Source organism: Cellulomonas endometrii, assembly GCF_949769265.1.
GTDB classification, from domain to species: Bacteria; Actinomycetota; Actinomycetes; order Actinomycetales; family Cellulomonadaceae; genus Cellulomonas; species Cellulomonas endometrii.
Genome location: NZ_CATKPC010000002.1, coordinates 179463 through 196100 on the forward strand (window position 1 = coordinate 179463; position 16638 = coordinate 196100).

Here is a 16638-nt window from a genome sequence, read left to right on the forward strand (position 1 = left end):
CCGGTCGCCCGACGGATCCCGGGGAGGTGGTCGTGATGGTGTCCGACGAGGCCCAGGTCTACGTGATCTCCGTGGCCGCCGAGCTCGCGGGGATGCACCCGCAGACCCTGCGGCAGTACGACCGGCTGGGGCTCGTGCAGCCCGGCCGCACCCGCGGGCGCGGCCGCCGGTACTCCCTGCGGGACATCGCCACGCTCCGCGAGGTGCAGCGCCTCTCCCAGGAGGAGGGCGTGAACCTCGCGGGGATCAAGCGGATCCTCGAGCTGGAGAACGAGGTGGAGCGGCTGCGCCGGCAGGTCGAGTACCTGCGGGCGTTCGCCGAGCCCGGGCGACGGGTGTTCACCGCGCACCCCTCCGGGGACGTGGTGGCGATGGGCCGCGGGCAGCGGCGCGCCGCGCGGGAACCCGCCGGCGACGCCGAGCGGCAGGCTGGGGCCATCGTGCTCTGGCGGCCGGGCGGTCGCTGACGCCTCACCGGGACGCCCGGTCGCGAGGACCGCGCGTCCCGGTGCCGTCGTGCCCCGCCGTCAGGCGCGGCCGCGGTGGCGGGACAGGACCGCCAGGCCCGCGCCCACGGTGAGGAGCACCGCGGCGTGGCGCAGCAGCGTCCCACCGTCCCAGCCGGTGACGGCGAGGGGCGGGCAGTCGGGCTCCAGGTACCGGTAGTGCCAGCGGGCCTCCGAGGTCAGCACGTGCCCCGGCCGGGCGGCCGCGGTGACCGTCAGCTCCGGGTCGGCCGCCGTGAGCGTGACCGTTCCCGAGACCGGTGCGCCGTCGCGGAAGTAGTCCACGCCGGCTGCCGCGGGGATCCTGATGGTGGCCGCACCAGGGTCTGCGGTGCAGGTGGCGGGCGTCTCGACGGGCGCGGCGGCCGTGACCTCGGTGGTGGCGGCGTCGCAGCCCGGGTCGACGTAGGTGAAGGTCCAGCTGGCGACGGCGCCCGGGGCGAGCTCGGCACCGGGACCCGCCACCGCCGTGAGGGTCAGGACGGGGTCGTCCGCGGTGATCGTGAACCGGTCGCCCCCGCCGGCCGGGACGCCGCCGGCCAGGTAGGTCACCCCGGGCTGATCGGGCACGAGAACGGTGGTGGTGGGGTCGCCCTCGCACGAGGCCGGTGTCTCGACCGGGGGAGCGGGCGTGACCGGCGTGCGCGCGGACCCGATCGGCACGGAGCGCCGGGTGACGGCGGAGGGACCGCCGTTGCGCGCGACCGCCTGCCCGGTGAACAGGACGCTCGTCGAGGTGCCGCCCGACGAGGTGACCGTCAACGTCGCGGTGTACGTCCCCGCCTCGTCGTACACGTGGGAGACCTCGGGCGTGGTCGTCGTCTCCGTCCTGCCGTCGCCGAAGTCCCAGGCGTAGGTGGCGACGGAACCCGTGACGGCCGTCGACGCCGAGCCGTCGAACGTCGTCGCCCCACCGGCAGGCGCGGGGTCGACCGTGAACGCGGCGGTCGGTGCCTGGTCGGGCGCCAGGGCGATCTCGACGTTCTGCGTGCCCGTCGCACCGAGGTCGGACGTGAACGCGTGCGCGGCGGTGTCGTAGCGCAGCGCCCCTGTCGCGTGCTGCAGGTAGAGGCGTTCACCGTCGGAGCTGAGCGCGAGGTGGTTGCCGACGCCGTAGAGGTCGGTGGTGCCGCTCGGGGCGGGGGACGTGAGGAGCGCGCCGGTCGCGGGATCGACCTCGACGACCTCGCCCCGGACCCGGGTGACGCCGTACAGGACAGAGCCGTCCGGGGAGAAGGCCACGTCCGACAGGCCGTTCGTCGCGTTGTCCCCGAGGGTCGCCTGCGGCGTGCTGGCGCGGACGGCCCCGTCGGGCTCGAGGAGCAGCAGGGCGGGACGGCTGGAGGCGCCGGGCGTGTCGCTGCTCACCGCGACCACCCCGTCGGGCGCGACGGCGATCGCCGCGGCGTTGAACAGCGACGCCGTGCGGGTGACCGTCCCGGTGGCCGCGTCGACCACGAGCACGCGGTTGCCGCGCCGGTCCGCGGCGTAGAGCCGGCTGCCGTCCGGGCTGACCGCCACCCCGCGGATCTGCCGGGCCGTGGCCGCGCCGTCGAACGTGAACGCCTCCCGGAGGGTGAACGAGGCGACGTCCACCACCCCCACCGTGCCGCCGTAGCCGGCGAGGTACAGCGTGGACCCGTCCGGGGACAGCGCCATCGGGTTGCCCGAGATCCACGGCTGGTGCGGCCCGATGTCCAGCGTGCCGGTGAGGGCGCCGGACGCGGTGTCGACGCGGTAGAGGCGCGGGGGCGCGTACGACGCGTAGTAGGCGGTCGCCCCGGTCGGGTCCAGCACGACGCCCGTCACCGGCGAGGGCAGGTCCTGCTGGCTCCAGGTCGAGGCACCGGCCGGCAGGAGTCCGGACCGGTCGCGCTGGCTGTCCGCCAGGAACACGGTCTGCGCGTCGTCCGGCGCGGCGCTCGCCCCGGTCGCCCCCACGGTCAGGCCGACCGTGACGAGGACCGTCGTGAGCACCGCGGCGACGACCCGCCTGGTCGCGCGCCGGGTGTGTCCGGAATGCACCGGAAATCGCATCAATTGTTCACGTCCCTTCACGGGGCGACGAATGAGGGGGCGATATCCAGGATCACATCCCCGCCTCGCGCGCCCCGGGCCCAAGGGCCCACGCACTGCGGGACGGTGCGCGAAGGTGCAGGCCAGCGGCGTCTCCGGCGTCGGCGAACGCGAGGTCAGCGGGTGCCGGGAAGGTGCTTCGTGTGGAGGAGAGGTGATCGTTCTCGGGAAAGGCGCCTAGACGCCGCCGCGCAGCGCGGTGATCGGCTCGACCGAGGCCGCCTTGAGCGCCGGGTAGATCCCCGCCAGCAGGCCGATGACCCCGCCGCCGGCGGCGGACGCGAGCACGACCGCCGTGTCGAGGATCGGCGTCCAGGACTGCGCGGCCGACACGATCACGACCGTCGCGACGCCGAGCGCCGCCCCGATGAGCCCGCCGAGCAGGCCGACGGCGACGGACTCGAGCATGAACTGCGCGCCGATGTCCCGCCGCCGCGCACCGAGGGCGCGCCGCAGACCGATCTCCCCGACGCGTTCCATCACGGACAGCAGCGTGACGTTCGCGATGCCGAGCCCGCCGATGAGCAGGGCGACGCCGCCGAGCGCGAGGAAGATCGTGTTGACGTCCGCCTGGACCGACTCCTGCACGCGGGAGCCGCTCGCGGGGACCTGCATGGTGACGGTCTCGGGGGCGTTCGGGCTCAGCGCGACGGGCACCTGGTCGCCGACGACCGGCCCGGCGCCGACCGCGATGCGCAGGTGCAGCTCCTCGGGGGCGGCGAGCCCGAAGTCCGCCCGGGCGGTGCCCAGCGGCAGGATCACGGCGTCGAGCAGGTCGCTGCGCCGCCGCACGTCGTCCACGACCCCGATGACCGTGTAGGAGCGGTCGCCGATGAACACCGACGGCTGGCGGTCCACGCGGGCCACGCCGAGCCGGTCCGCCGCGCGCGCGCCGAGCACGACCACCCGGTCCGCGCGCACGTCGTGACCCGCGTCGAAGAACCGGCCCGTGACGACGGTCCCGCGGACGGCGTCGAGCAGCCCGCCGCTGCCGGCGAGGACCGGCGGGGACACCGGCTCCGGCTGGGACGGGTCGTTCACGGGCACGGCGGTGACGGTGGCGTCCCCGGTGTCGACGGCCGCGACCAGGCCGGCGGCCTCCACCCCGGCGAGGCGCCCGGCGCGCTCGTCGGCGTCCCACGGCAGGGGGGCGTTCGCCCGCTGGGAGCCGTCGGCCGTGCGGGTGGTGCTCGCGGTGGCCATGGCCTGCGTGGCGGCGACGGCGTCGAACTGGCGGGCGATCTGCCCGGCCGCGGTCTGCGCGAGACCCACGGTCACCACGACGGACGCGATGCCGAGCACCGTGCCGAGGATGGTGAGGAACAGCCGCCCGGGCCGCGCGTCGACGCCGGCGGCGGCCTCCCCGACCAGGTCGCGCAGCCCGAACCGGTCCGCGCGGGGCGGCCGGGGCGGCGCGGTCAGCACGGCGCCCCTCATGCGATCTCGCTCAGGCGGCCGTCGGCGATGCGCACCCGCCGCTGCGCCCGGGCGGACACGGCGGCGTCGTGGGTGATGACGACGAGGGTGAGGCCGTCGGCGTGCAGCTCGTCGAACAGGTCGAGGACGTCGGCGGAGTTGTGCGTGTCGAGGTTGCCGGTGGGCTCGTCCGCCAGCAGCACCTGCGGGGACGTGACGACGGCCCGGGCGACGGCCACCCGCTGCCGCTCGCCGCCGGACAGGACGGTCGGCCGGAACCCGAGCCGGTGCGACAGGTGCACCCGGTCGAGCGCCGCCAGGGCCCGCTCCCGGCGCTCGGCGCGCGGCACGCCGCTGTACAGGGTGGCCAGCAGGACGTTGTCGAGCACCGTGCGGTGGGGGAGCAGGTGGAACGACTGGAACACGAAGCCGATGCGGCCGCCGCGCAGGGCCGAGCGCACCGCCTCGGAGGACGTGCCGGTCGGGACGCCGTCCAGCAGGTACTCGCCCGAGCTCGGCCGGTCCAGCAGCCCCAGCAGGTTGAGCAGCGTCGACTTGCCGGAACCGGAGGGCCCGACGACGGAGAGGTAGTCGCCGGAGTCCACGCGCAGGTCGCTGGCGTGCAGGGCGTGCACCGGCGGGTCGCCCGGGAACACGCGGGTGACCTGCCGCAGCTCCACGACGGGCGGCGGCGGCGCGAGCTCGCCCGGCTCGACGGGGTCGAGCCGGGCCTCGAGCTCCGTCACCCGTCCGCCCCGGACGTCGGGGCGGCGGTCGCCTCGTCGCCGGAGCCGACCTCGCCGATGACGACGAGCTCGCCCTCGGACAGGCCCCGCTCGACGCCCGTGACCTCGACGTACCCGTCGGCGGCCAGGCCGGTGGTCACCTCGACCAGGGCGGTGGTGCCGTCGTCGTCCATGACCTCCACGCGGGACTCGCCGCCGGGGCCGGCCGTGAGGGCGGCGAGCGGGACGGCGAGCACCGCGCCGCCCGTGGACGAGACCGGGATGGTCACCCGGACGTTGCTGCCCTGGAGGGCCGCGACCTGCTCGGGCGGGAGCTCGCCGGGGACGAGGACGATCGTGGAGCGGCCGGCGGACGACTCGCCGTCGCCGGACGCTCCGTCGCCCTCGCCGTCCCCCTCACCGGAGTCGCCCGAGCCGCCGGAGCCTGCGGCGTCGCCCGCCGCGCGGATCTCCGTGACGGTGACGGGCACCTCCAGGTCCCCGGCGACGACCGTGCCGGTGGCGCCGACCGTGAGCAGGGCGGCGTCGGCGCGAGCGGCGCTCGCCTCCACCTGCAGGGTGGCGCCCGAGACGCTCATCACCGGGCCGTCGACGGTGCCGCCGCGGCGGACGTCCACGGAGTCCACGCGCCGGGGCAGCGTCTCCAGGTACACGACCTCGCTCGCGGGCAGGGTCGTCAGGGTCTGCTGCTGGGCCTCGGTCAGGGTCGTCCGGGCGTCGGCGAGCGCCTGGCGCGCCGCGGTCACGGCCGCGCGCTCGGCGGAGGTGTCGGGCGCGGCGTCGAGCTGGGCCCGGGCCGCGGCGGCGACGCCGACCTGGTCGGCGGCGTCCGCGACGGCGTTGCGTGCGGCGGCGAACGCGGCGGACCCGCACTCCGTGACCACTCCCGTGCCGCACCCCGCCTGGAGGTCGGCGAGCGCGGCCTCGGCGACCTCGCGGGCACGCTGCGCCGCGCGAACCGCGGCGTCCGCCTCGGCGACCTGGGCGTTCGTCGTCCCCCCGCGGCCGGCGCCGCTCAGCGCGCCCTCGCTCGCGGCGACCTCCGCCTGGGCGGAGCGCACGGCCTGCTCGGCGGCGTCGACCGCCTCCGTCTCCTCGTCCGAGGCCGGCGCCACGGGGTAGCCGACCCGCTGGTACAGGGCCGCCACGCCGGCGGCCGTCGCCGCGTCGTAGTCGTCGGAGGCCGGGTCGCCCGCGCCGATGCCCAGCGCCCCGAGGGCGGCCTTGAGCTGCAGCACGTCCGGCCCGGAGACGCCGACGCGGAGCGTCCGGTAGGTCGGCAGTGCCCCGGGCAGCACGATGACGGGCCGCCCGGCGATCTCCAGGGCGACGGAACCGGGGTCGAACGTCGCGCCGACCTCCGGGACCTGGCCGGTGACGACCGCGCGCTCGCCCAGGTCGGCCGTCTCGACCCGCACCTCGGCGGCGCCGTCGAACACCACGTCGCCGCGGATGGTCACGTCGTTGCTGAGCTCCCGGCTCTCGACCGGGACGGTGATGGGGCCGGCGGCCGGCGGCGCGGTCCGGGCCGCGGCGTCGGCCGGGTTGATCACGAGCCGGCTCAGCCCCAGCCCCGCCACCAGGCTGACGACCGCGACGGCGCCCAGCAGGGGCAGGGTGCGGTTGCCGCTGCGCCACCACGTGCCGAGCGCGCCGCGACGGCCGGCGTCCGCCTCGCTCAGGTCCTCGGTGCCGGTGTCCTGCGCCGTCCGCACGTCAGGCGTCCCGCGCGGCGGTGGCGGCCTCGGCCCACGCCTCGAGCTCGTCGCGGTGGGTGTCGACGAACTCCTGCTGCACCTCGCGGTTCACCGCCGTGGCGGCCTTCACGTAGTCGATCTCCTCCTGGCAGGTGAAGTCGGCCGTCGCCATCGCGATCTCCTTGTCGGTGAACGCGGCGAGGGCGGCCGGGTCGGGCTCCGGGGCGGGCGGGCCCTCGGGCTCGGCCTCCCAGTCCCAGGTCTCCATCTGCGCCTGGTACTCCGGGTCCTCCCAGCCCTGCAGCGCGTTCCACTCGTCGTACAGCGGCTCCTGGGCGGTGTTCATGTCGGTCATGCCGTCGAAGCCGGCGTCCGCCATGCAGGAGGCCCACGTCGCCTTGAGCTCGGCCATCCGCGGGTCGGCCTCGATCGTCTCCCACAGCGCGTTGACCTCGTCCGACAGGGCGCTGAACTCGTCGGCCACCGCGCCGCCCTCGAAGATCTCGTGCTGCGCGGCGCCGTAGCAGCCGCCCTGGGTCCAGTCGTACTCGGTCTCCTCGCCCTCCACGTACTCGACGGAGGGCCCCCACAGGGCCTCGTTGTACGCGGTGGCCTCGCTCTCGGACATCGACTCGACGTACTCCTGGTTCGGGTCGACGTACTCGCTGCCGTCGTCCACCGGGCCGTCGGCCGTGCCGTACGGGTCCGTGCTGATGCCGTAGCCGTACTTCTCGGCGAACTCGCGGGTGCCCCACTCGACGTCCAGCTCCGGCGACGTCCCGACCGTCGTGCTGTTGGCGGTGTTCGGCGTGTAGTCGAAGCCCTGCTCCTGCATGCAGGTGGCGACGAGCTCCTCGACCTCGCGGTTCTGCGCGTCGGACTGGGCCTGCGCCTCCTCCTGGCTCTGCTCGTCCTCGTCGAGCGAGTAGCCGTAGATGCGCGCCGTGTACTCGTCGAGCGGCCCGGGGACCCACTCCGTCCCGGCCGTGTCCCCCTTCTTCTGCTCGCCCTCCCCGTCGGGGCCGGAGCAGGCGGACACGAGCAGCAGCGCGGAGCACGAGGCCACGACGGCGACGGTGCGGACGGTGGAGCGGGTCATCGACAGCCTCCGAGCGGGTGCTCATCACGGACGGACGCACAGGCCCCCTGCGCGCGCGTGCAGGGCAGGGCTGACCTGCACGCACGGCCACCCTAGGTGCCGGGGCACCCCCTCCGGGGGCGTTTCGGGCACGGATCGGTGCGGCCCGCAACCGGAAGCCCCGGGGCTCAGGCCGCGGGGGCGGCGACCTCCTCGTGCACGAGGGCCGCGATCCGGCGCTTGAGCGCGTTGAACTCCGCCGACGTGACGTCCCGCTCCGCGCCGAGGTCGACCCGGACGATCTCCCGCACGTGGCCCGGCACGCCGTGCGAGGCGCCGCCGGCCATGACGACCACGCGGTCGGCGAGGAACACCGCCTCCTCGATCGAGTGCGTGACGAACAGGACCGTCGTGCCGGTCTCGCGGTGGATCCGGGACAGCTCGGCCTGCAGCGTCGACCGCGTGAGCGCGTCGAGCGCCCCGAACGGCTCGTCCATCAGCAGCAGCGACGGGTCGTTGGCCAGCACCCGGGCGATCGCGACGCGCTGCTGCATGCCGCCGGACAGCTCGTTCGGGTACCTGTCCGCGAACCGGGTCAGCCCGACCGCCTCGAGGAACCGGTCGGTGCGCTCCGCGACGACGGGGCGCTGCAGCCGGGCCTGCCGCGGGCCGTAGGCGATGTTCTCCCGGACCGACAGCCACGGGAACAGGCCGTAGTCCTGGAACACGACGCCGCGCTCGGGGTCGGGGCCGGTGACGGGCGCGCCGCCGACCGCGACCTCGCCGAGCGAGGCGTCCTCGAAGCCGGCGAGGATCCGCAGGAGCGTGCTCTTGCCGCACCCGGAGGCGCCGACGACGCAGACGAACTCGCCGGCCGGGACGTCCAGGTCGACGTCGGCCATCGCCACCACGGTGCCGCCGGTGCGGGTGGTGTACTGCTTGCCGAGCCCCGCGACGCGGACGTCGGCGGGCTGGCGGGGACGGACGGAGCCGATGCGAGGCATGTGCTCCTCCTCTCAGGTCAGGGTGGGGCGCCCGCGGGTGACGAGCGTGAGGAGGGCGGTCAGGAGCCGGTCGGCCACGAAGCCGCACAGGCCGATGACGACCATGCCGGCGACGATGAGGTCGGTCTTCGACTGGTCGCGGGCCTGCGTGATCATCGCGCCGAGCCCGGTGCTGATGCCGACGGTCTCGCCGACCACGAGGATCACCCAGGCCAGGCCCAGGGCGACCCGCAGGCCGCTGGCGATCGACCGCATCGAGGCCGGCAGGACCACCTTGTAGAGCACCTGCGCGGGCCGGGTGCCGAGCATCGCGGCCGCCTCGAGCAGCCGCACGGGCACCTGGCGCACGCCGGCGATCGTGTTGAGCAGCACGGGGAAGAACGCCGCGAGGAACACCAGGAAGATCGCCGAGCCGTCGCCGTAGCCGATGATCAGCAGGGTCAGCGGCGCCCACGCGGTGACCGGGATCGGCCGCGCCAGGTTGACCGTCGGCTCGAGCATCCGGAACGCCAGGGAGAACCGGCCCATCACGACGCCGAGCGGCACGGCGAGCGCCACGGCGAGGGCGAACCCGGACAGCACGCGCTGCGTCGAGGCCCACAGGTGCGCGAGCAGCGTGCCGCTGAACGCGTCGTCGACCACGCCGCCGACGGCCAGGTCGACCAGGCGCCGCCCGACCTCGAGCGGCGTGGGCAGGAAGCCCATCCTGATCCCGAACGGCAGCTCCCACGCCTGCTGCACGCCGAGCGTCCAGAGCACGAGGACCAGGGCGGGCACGGGCAACGCCAGCAGGAGCGGGCCGACGCGGGGCCGGCGTCGGGGGTGCGCGCCCGGGGGCGGCGGACGCCGGGACGGTCGGCGCGGCGGGGGTGCGGGGACGGGCGACCCCGTGGCCGCGGCCACGGTGCTGCTCATGTCTCTCCCTCGGGGAAGTGGGGTGGTGCCGGTGGGTGCCGGCCCCGCCGGTGGCGGGGCCGGCACCGTGGTCACGAGGCCGCGCCGGCCTCGGTGGCCTCGACGAAGGTGGTGTCCAGCAGCGCGGAGACGTCGACGTCGCCGTCGATCTGCTGCAGGGCCGCCATCTGCTCGACGAGCGCCGCGACCTGGCTCTCGTACTCGGCGTCGATCTCCCAGCGCGGCCAGATGTTCTGCACGGCGGTGTCGACGACCGCCTGGTCGATGCCGAACTCGGCGACCACGCCGTCGGCCCACGCCTGCGGGTCCGCGGCCATCTGCTCGGTGGCGCGCACGTGGGTGTCGACCACCTGCTGCACCAGCTCCGGGTCCTCCTCGATCAGCGCGCCGGTCGTGTACAGCCCGATGTTCACGCGGCCGACCGGGGTGTCGTACGGCGAGGCGACCTCGACCGCGCCCGCCTGCAGCGCGGTCGACGGGCCGAGCTCGGCGCTCGCGAACGCGTCGATCCGGCCGGCAGCCAGGGCGCCGGCCATGTCGGAGAACGGCAGGTTCACCAGCTCCAGGTCGCTGTCCGCGTCCATCCCGGCGGCCTCGAGCGTGAGGCGCAGCAGGATCTCCTGCGACGAGCCCTGCGGGTAGCCGACCGTCTGTCCGGCGAGCTGCTCGATGCCCTCCAGGCCCTCCCGGCCGATGATGCCGGAGCCCCCGTCGGCCGCCGCGGCGACCACGACGACGTCCTGCCCGGCGGCCGCGCCGGACACCGCCGACGGCACGCCCGCGACGCCGAAGTCGATGTTGCCGCTCACCACGGCGTTCTTGATGTCCGGCGAGGTGTCGAACTGGACGACCTCGAACTCGACGCCCTCCGGCGCGAGGTCCTGGTAGAGGAACGGGTGGTAGAGGTGCGGCTGGCCCTTGAGGGTGCCGACGGTGACGACCGTCGCGCCGTCCTCGGCGGCCGTGGTGGCGCCGGCGGAGTCGGGGCTGCACGCGGCGAGGCCGGCGACCAGCAGGACGGAGGAGGCGGTCGCGAGGCGACGGGAGAGGCGCACGGGGATCTCTTCTCTTCGGGGGTGCGGGGAGCTCAGGGAGGTCAGGCGGGAGCGGGGACGAGGCCGGCGTCGAGCGCCGCCCGCCAGCCGCCGAGGTGGGTGACGTCGACGCCGTCGGCCACCGCGCCGGGCTGGCCGAGGAACCCGACGACGTCGCGCCCGTCCTCGGTCCGCAGCCGGCCGAGGCCGAGCGGTGCGCCGATGGTCAGCAGCAGCCGGCCCAGCGCGTGCGGGGTCAGCAGCCACTCCTCGCCAGCGAGCGCGCCGCCGGTGCCGGGGCGGACCGCGTGCACGAGGGGCTTGGCGGGGACGGTCGGCAGCGCGAGCATCCGGTAGTCCGGCGCCGTGCGGACCGGGCCGACCCACCGCGCGCCGAGCGCGACGAGCTCGTGGTGCAGCGGCTGCCCGCGCAGGTGGGCGCCGAACACCACGACCGGGACGCCGCCGGCCGCGTACGGCTCGGGCGCCGGGGCGTCGCGGTCGACGTCGCCCAGGAGCAGCGCGGCCAGGTCGATCGCGACCTGGTCGTCGAACGCGCGGGTGAGCACCGTGACGCCCGCCTCGCCGTGCGGCGTCGCGCCGAGCGGCACCGCCACCCCGGCCATGTCGAACAGGTTGACGAAGTTGGTGAACACCCCGAGCCGCGCGTTCGTGGTCAGCGGGTCGGCGGCCACCTCGGCGAGCGTCGGGTGCTCCGGCGCGGTGGGCACGAGCAGCGCGTCGCAGCCGTCGAGCTGCGCCAGGGCGGCGAGGCGCAGGTGCGCGACCTCGTCCCGCGCCACGATGTACTCCGCGGCGGTGACCCGGCCGGCCGCGGCCGCGATGGCCGCCACGGACGGGTCCGCGCCCTCCGGGTGGTCGGCCAGGAACGCACCGTACGAGGCGTAGCGCTCCGCCACGAGGCCGCCGCCGTAGAGCAGCTGCGCCGCCCGCAGGAACGGCGTGAGGTCGACGGTCCGGACCCGGACGCCCGCCCGCTCGAGGCGCGCCACGGCGGCGTCGAACCGGTCCAGGACCTCCGGGTCGACGACGTCGAGGTCGGCCCGCCGGGGGACCGCCACGACGGGGGACGGCGGCGCCGCGAGCCGGACGTCGGCCGGCCACGTCCGCGAGGCCGGGTCGAGGGCGCTCGACGCGGTCATCACGGCGAGGGTCCGCCGCGCCAGGTCCAGGTCGCCGGCGAGCACGGTGACGCAGTCGTAGGACGGGCACGCCGGCACGACGCCGTCCTTGGGCACCAGGCCGAGCGTCGGCTTGATGCCCACCACCCGGTTGAACGCGGCGGGCACCCGGCCGGACCCCGCGGTGTCGGTGCCGAGCGCGATGTCGGCGACGCCCAGCGCGACGGCGACTGCCGAGCCCGACGACGACCCGCCGGACACCCGGTCCGGGGCCACCGCGCTGGCCACCGCGCCGTACGGGCTGCGGCTGCCGGTCAGCCCCGTGGCGAGCTGGTCGAGGTTCGTCTTGCCGAGCAGCACCGCCCCGGCGTCGCGCAGCAGCTCGACGACGGTCGCCGACCGCGCCGGCACGACCTGGCGGGCCGGGTGCGCGGCGGTGGTCGGCAGGCCGGCCACGTCGATGTTGTCCTTGACGGCCAGCACGAGGCCCGCGAGCGGCAGGTCCTCGCCCGCGGCGACCCGGGCGTCGACCGCCCGGGCGTCCGCCTCGACGTCCGCCCGGGGGCGGACCAGGGTCCACACGTCCGGCCGGGCGGCCGCGTCCAGGGCGGCGAACGCGCGGTCGACGCGCGCCGTGGCGGTGGCGCCGGAGCCGCCGGAGCGGCCGGTGCCCGTGGGCGGGGTGCTCGTCACGGCGGTCATCGCTGCTCCTCGCTCGCCATCATCCGGGTCGTGGCCAGGGCGGCCGCCGCGCGCTCCATGACGACCTCGCGGGACGCGCCGACGTGGGCGCGCAGGGCCTCGAGGGCCTGGGGCAGCCGGTCGCGGACGACCAGCTCGGCGATGCCGATGTGCTCCGCGATCGTCGCCGCCATCCGGTCCTCGGTGAGGTAGTCGTACATCCGCACGGACCGGATCCGGCGGTTGACCTGGTCCAGCGCGTGGGTCAGCGCCGGGTTGCCGGAGGCGTCCAGCAGCGTGGCGTGGAACCGCTCGTCCTGGGCGACGAACCCGGCGTCGGGGGCGGGGCGGTCGTCGCGGAACGTGTGCCAGCGGTCCAGCTCGGCCTCGAGCCGCGCCCGGTCGTGGTGCACCGTCGGGTCCTCCAGGGCCCGGGTGAGCCCGCGCAGCTCGAGGGTGATGCGCAGCTCGTACAGGTCCGTCAGCTCGCGGAAGCTCGGGACGTACAGGTGCAGGCCGCTGTCCCGCTTCACGACGATGCCGTCGGCCTGCAGCCGGGCCAGCGCCTCGCGGACGGGGGTGCGGGACACGCCGTGCCGCTCGGCCAGGCGCTCCTCGGTGAGCCGCTCGAACGGCGACACCCGCCCGCTCATCAGCTCGGCGCGGATGGTCAGGTAGACCCGCTCGCGGCGGGAGACGACCGGCCCGGGCGGCGGGACCGCCCCGGGGACGACTTCTGTGCTCATGGATGTATACAGAACCGGGTACGTGTTTCGGCACGTCACGCCCTGTGTTGCGAGTGCGTGACAGGTTCTGGGTGGCCCGACAGCTGCTCTCCGCGCTCGCGCGCGCGAGGCCCGCACGTGCGGGCGAGGGGCGTCCCGGGGGTTGCCGCCGGGTCGTCGCCGGGTCGCCGCGGGCGCCGCGACACGCCGACGCGGCACGACACGCCGCCGCTTCCGGAGGGCGCCCGGTGGGACCTCCGTCACCCCCGCCGGGCGGGTGAACCGCCGTCCACATGTGCACCCACATGTGCGCGGATCTGGGGACGCCTGTGGACGACTGCGCAGGCCCGCGGGCCCTGCGCACGCGGGCTGTGTGTCAGTGGCCGCCCGTAGCCTGTGGATGAAGTCGGACATCGGAGCGTTGTGCACAGCCTGTGGAGAACGACACGCGTGTAACACCAGCCCTTGTGGTCTCTTGCCGGACCCACCACTAGGTGTAGTGTTCTGACTCGCCGCTCGACGCGGGGCCCGGACCACCGGACGACCCGCTCGGACGGCCCGAGAACAGCATCAGCAGCAGTGCGGGGCGGGCGCGGGGCGCACGTACCAGCGAGTCCTTCAGACCGGGGAGACACGATGACCATCACCGTCTACAGCAAGCCGTCGTGCGTCCAGTGCAACGCGACCTACCGGGCGCTGGACAAGGCCGGCCTGCAGTACGAGGTCGTCGACATCACCGAGGACGCCGACGCGCGTGACTACGTCATGTCGCTCGGTCACCTGCAGGCCCCGGTCGTCGTGGCAGACGGCCACCACTGGTCCGGCTACCGCCCCGACCAGATCAAGGCGATCGCGGACCGCGCTGCGGTCACCGTCGCCTGACACGGCCGTCGCCGCCCGCTGACCCGGGCGGCCCGGTCGCACAGGTCCACGATCCAGCCGGGGCGAGGGGGGATCGAGCCGTGAGCTCCCTGGTCTACTTCTCCAGCGTCTCGGAGAACACCCGCCGGTTCGTCGACAAGCTGGACATCGACGCGACGCGGATCCCGCTCCGTCCCTCGGAGCCGTTCCTGCACGTGCGGGACCCCTATGTGCTGGTGGTCCCCACGTACGGCGGCGGCAACGAGGGCGGCGCGGTCCCGCGTCAGGTCGTGAAGTTCCTCAACGACAAGGCCAACCGTTCCCTGATCCGCGGCGTCATCGCGGCGGGGAACACCAACTTCGGTGCTGCGTACTGCATCGCCGGAGACATCATCGCGGCGAAGTGCCAGGTCCCGTACCTGTACGCCTTCGAGCTCATGGGAACGACCGAGGACGTCACGCGCGTCCGAGAGGGATGGGGACGATTTTGGCAGCGACACTCACAGATGCCGGCGTGACGGACGCGACCGAGGTCATCTCCATCACCCCGGACATGGACTACCACTCGCTCAACGCGATGCTGAACCTGTACGGGCGCGACGGCGAGATCCAGTTCGACAAGGACCGGGAGGCGGCGCGGCAGTACTTCCTGCAGCACGTCAACCAGAACACGGTCTTCTTCCACGACCTGGACGAGAAGCTCGACTACCTGGTCGAGCACAAGTACTACGAGCCCGAGGTCCTGGCGCAGTACGACCGCGCGTTCATCAAGCGGCTCTACCAGCACGCCTACTCGAAGAAGTTCCGGTTCCAGACCTTCCTCGGCGCGTTCAAGTACTACACCTCGTACACGCTGAAGACGTTCGACGGCAAGCGCTACCTCGAGCGGTTCGAGGACCGCGTCGCGATGGTGTCGCTCGCGCTGGCCGAGGGCGACGAGACGTTCGCCCTGCACCTGGTCGACGAGATCATCTCCGGCCGGTTCCAGCCCGCGACCCCGACGTTCCTCAACCTCGGCAAGGCGCAGCGCGGCGAGCCCGTGTCCTGCTTCCTGCTGCGCATCGAGGACAACATGGAGTCGATCGCCCGCGGCATCAACTCCGCCCTGCAGCTGTCGAAGCGCGGCGGCGGCGTCGCCCTGCTGCTCAGCAACATCCGCGAGCACGGCGCGCCCATCAAGCACATCGAGAACCAGAGCTCCGGCGTCATCCCCGTGATGAAGCTGCTCGAGGACTCCTTCTCGTACGCGAACCAGCTGGGTGCCCGCCAGGGCGCGGGTGCGGTGTACCTGCACGCGCACCACCCGGACATCATGCGGTTCCTTGACACCAAGCGGGAGAACGCGGACGAGAAGATCCGCATCAAGACCCTGTCGCTGGGCGTCGTCATCCCGGACATCACGTTCGAGCTCGCGAAGAACAACGAGGACATGTACCTGTTCTCGCCGTACGACGTCGAGCGCGTCTACGGCAAGCCCTTCGCGGACGTCAACGTCTCCGAGAAGTACCGCGAGATGGTCGACAACGGCCAGATCCGCAAGCAGAAGATCAAGGCCCGCGACTTCTTCCAGACGCTGGCCGAGCTGCAGTTCGAGTCGGGCTACCCGTACATCCTGTTCGAGGACACGGCCAACAAGGCGAACCCGATCAAGGGCAAGATCACCCACTCGAACCTGTGCTCCGAGATCCTGCAGGTCTCGACGCCGTCGACGTTCAACGAGGACCTGTCCTACGACCACGTCGGCCGCGACATCTCCTGCAACCTCGGCTCGATGAACATCGCCCTGGCGATGGACTCGCCGGACTTCGGCCAGTCGGTCGAGACCGCGATCCGCGCGCTGACGGCCGTGTCCGACCAGACCGACATCGAGTCGGTCCCGTCGGTGAAGCGGGCGAACCGCGGCGGCCACGCCATCGGCCTCGGGCAGATGAACCTGCACGGGTACCTGGCGCGGGAGCGGATCTCCTACGGGTCCGACGAGGGCCTGGACTTCACGAACATCTACTTCTACACGGTGGCGTACCACGCGATCCGGGCGTCGAACCTACTCGCCAAGGAGCGCGGTCAGGCCTTCGCCGGCTTCGAGGACTCGAAGTACGCGACCGGGGAGTACTTCCAGAAGTACATCGAGCGGACGTGGGTGCCGAAGACTGCGCGGGTGGCCGAGCTGTTCGCGACCGCCGGCGTGCACATCCCCACGCAGGACGACTGGCGGGCGCTGGCGGAGTCCGTGCGCGAGCACGGCATCTACAACCAGAACCTCCAGGCCGTCCCGCCGACGGGCTCGATCTCGTACATCAACAACTCGACGTCGTCGATCCACCCGATCGCGTCGAAGATCGAGATCCGCAAGGAGGGCAAGCTCGGCCGCGTGTACTACCCGGCGCCGTTCATGACGAACGACAACCTGGAGTACTACCAGGACGCGTACGAGATCGGCTACGAGAAGATCATCGACACGTACGCCGAGGCCACCCAGCACGTGGACCAGGGCCTGTCGCTGACGCTGTTCTTCAAGGACACCGCCACCACGCGCGACATCAACAAGGCGCAGATCTACGCCTGGCGCAAGGGGATCAAGACGATCTACTACATCCGCCTGCGGCAGATGGCGCTCGAGGGCACCGAGGTCGAGGGCTGCGTCTCCTGCATGCTCTGAGCCGATGACGCCGGCCGGGCCCTCAGGCCCGGCCGGCGCACCCGCGTCAGGGTGCACGATGGACGCAGTACCTCGCGGGCCCGCCCGCCGCCGCGGTG

General features: G+C 73.9%; 14 protein-coding genes. 4 read left to right on the forward strand and 10 right to left on the reverse strand.

All coding sequences use genetic code 11. The annotated features are described in order from the left end of the window. Positions 1-35 precede the first annotated feature (35 nt). On the forward strand, positions 36-467 hold the full coding sequence (locus QNH85_RS03295; RefSeq protein WP_213282290.1) for a heat shock protein transcriptional repressor HspR: 432 nt from the start codon (positions 36-38) through the stop codon (positions 465-467). A 60-nt stretch (positions 468-527) separates the two neighbouring features. On the opposite strand, the gene QNH85_RS03300 is transcribed toward QNH85_RS03295, so the two are convergent. From QNH85_RS03300 to QNH85_RS03345, 10 genes are all read right to left on the reverse strand, one after another. Then, the gene (locus QNH85_RS03300; RefSeq protein WP_282944610.1) at positions 528-2531 is read right to left on the reverse strand and encodes a PKD domain-containing protein; all 2004 of its coding nucleotides are present in this window, start codon (positions 2529-2531) and stop codon (positions 528-530) included. A 228-nt stretch (positions 2532-2759) separates the two neighbouring features. Next, complete coding sequence (locus QNH85_RS03305; RefSeq protein WP_282944612.1) at positions 2760-4019, reverse strand: ABC transporter permease; 1260 nt, start codon at positions 4017-4019, stop codon at positions 2760-2762. Further along, positions 4016-4744 carry an ABC transporter ATP-binding protein gene (locus QNH85_RS03310; RefSeq protein ID WP_282944614.1) on the reverse strand — a complete coding sequence of 243 codons (729 nt, stop codon included), beginning with the start codon at positions 4742-4744 and terminating at the stop codon, positions 4016-4018. Before QNH85_RS03310 ends, QNH85_RS03305 begins: the two co-directional genes overlap by 4 nt. Beyond that, the gene (locus QNH85_RS03315) at positions 4741-6459 is read right to left on the reverse strand and encodes a permuted SH3 domain-containing protein (RefSeq protein WP_282944615.1); all 1719 of its coding nucleotides are present in this window, start codon (positions 6457-6459) and stop codon (positions 4741-4743) included. The genes QNH85_RS03310 and QNH85_RS03315 overlap by 4 nt, the downstream gene beginning before the upstream one ends. Position 6460: 1 nt before the next feature. Continuing rightward, complete coding sequence (locus QNH85_RS03320) at positions 6461-7540, reverse strand: hypothetical protein (RefSeq protein ID WP_282944616.1); 1080 nt, start codon at positions 7538-7540, stop codon at positions 6461-6463. Between the two features lie 167 nt (positions 7541-7707). Beyond that, on the reverse strand, positions 7708-8523 hold the full coding sequence (locus QNH85_RS03325) for an ABC transporter ATP-binding protein (protein WP_282944617.1): 816 nt from the start codon (positions 8521-8523) through the stop codon (positions 7708-7710). A gap of 12 nt (positions 8524-8535) precedes the next feature. Next, positions 8536-9438: an ABC transporter permease gene (locus QNH85_RS03330; RefSeq protein ID WP_282944619.1), complete on the reverse strand. Its 903-nt coding sequence runs from the start codon at positions 9436-9438 to the stop codon at positions 8536-8538. 71 nt (positions 9439-9509) lie between these two features. Next, positions 9510-10493, reverse strand: coding sequence for an ABC transporter substrate-binding protein (locus QNH85_RS03335; protein ID WP_282944620.1), 984 nt, complete (start codon positions 10491-10493; stop codon positions 9510-9512). 41 nt (positions 10494-10534) lie between these two features. Further along, the gene (gene atzF, locus QNH85_RS03340) at positions 10535-12316 is read right to left on the reverse strand and encodes an allophanate hydrolase (RefSeq protein ID WP_282944621.1); all 1782 of its coding nucleotides are present in this window, start codon (positions 12314-12316) and stop codon (positions 10535-10537) included. Next, on the reverse strand, positions 12313-13041 hold the full coding sequence (locus QNH85_RS03345; RefSeq protein WP_282944622.1) for a GntR family transcriptional regulator: 729 nt from the start codon (positions 13039-13041) through the stop codon (positions 12313-12315). The genes atzF and QNH85_RS03345 overlap by 4 nt, the downstream gene beginning before the upstream one ends. A gap of 615 nt (positions 13042-13656) precedes the next feature. Here QNH85_RS03345 and nrdH point away from each other — a divergent pair. From nrdH to nrdE, 3 genes are all read left to right on the forward strand, one after another. Beyond that, positions 13657-13902, forward strand: coding sequence for a glutaredoxin-like protein NrdH (gene nrdH, locus QNH85_RS03350; protein WP_213282653.1), 246 nt, complete (start codon positions 13657-13659; stop codon positions 13900-13902). An 80-nt stretch (positions 13903-13982) separates the two neighbouring features. Further along, complete coding sequence (gene nrdI, locus QNH85_RS03355; RefSeq protein WP_213282652.1) at positions 13983-14399, forward strand: class Ib ribonucleoside-diphosphate reductase assembly flavoprotein NrdI; 417 nt, start codon at positions 13983-13985, stop codon at positions 14397-14399. Positions 14400-14434: 35 nt separating this feature from the next. Further along, positions 14435-16540, forward strand: coding sequence for a class 1b ribonucleoside-diphosphate reductase subunit alpha (gene nrdE / locus QNH85_RS03360; RefSeq protein WP_282944954.1), 2106 nt, complete (start codon positions 14435-14437; stop codon positions 16538-16540). The last annotated feature ends 98 nt before the right edge of the window (positions 16541-16638 follow it).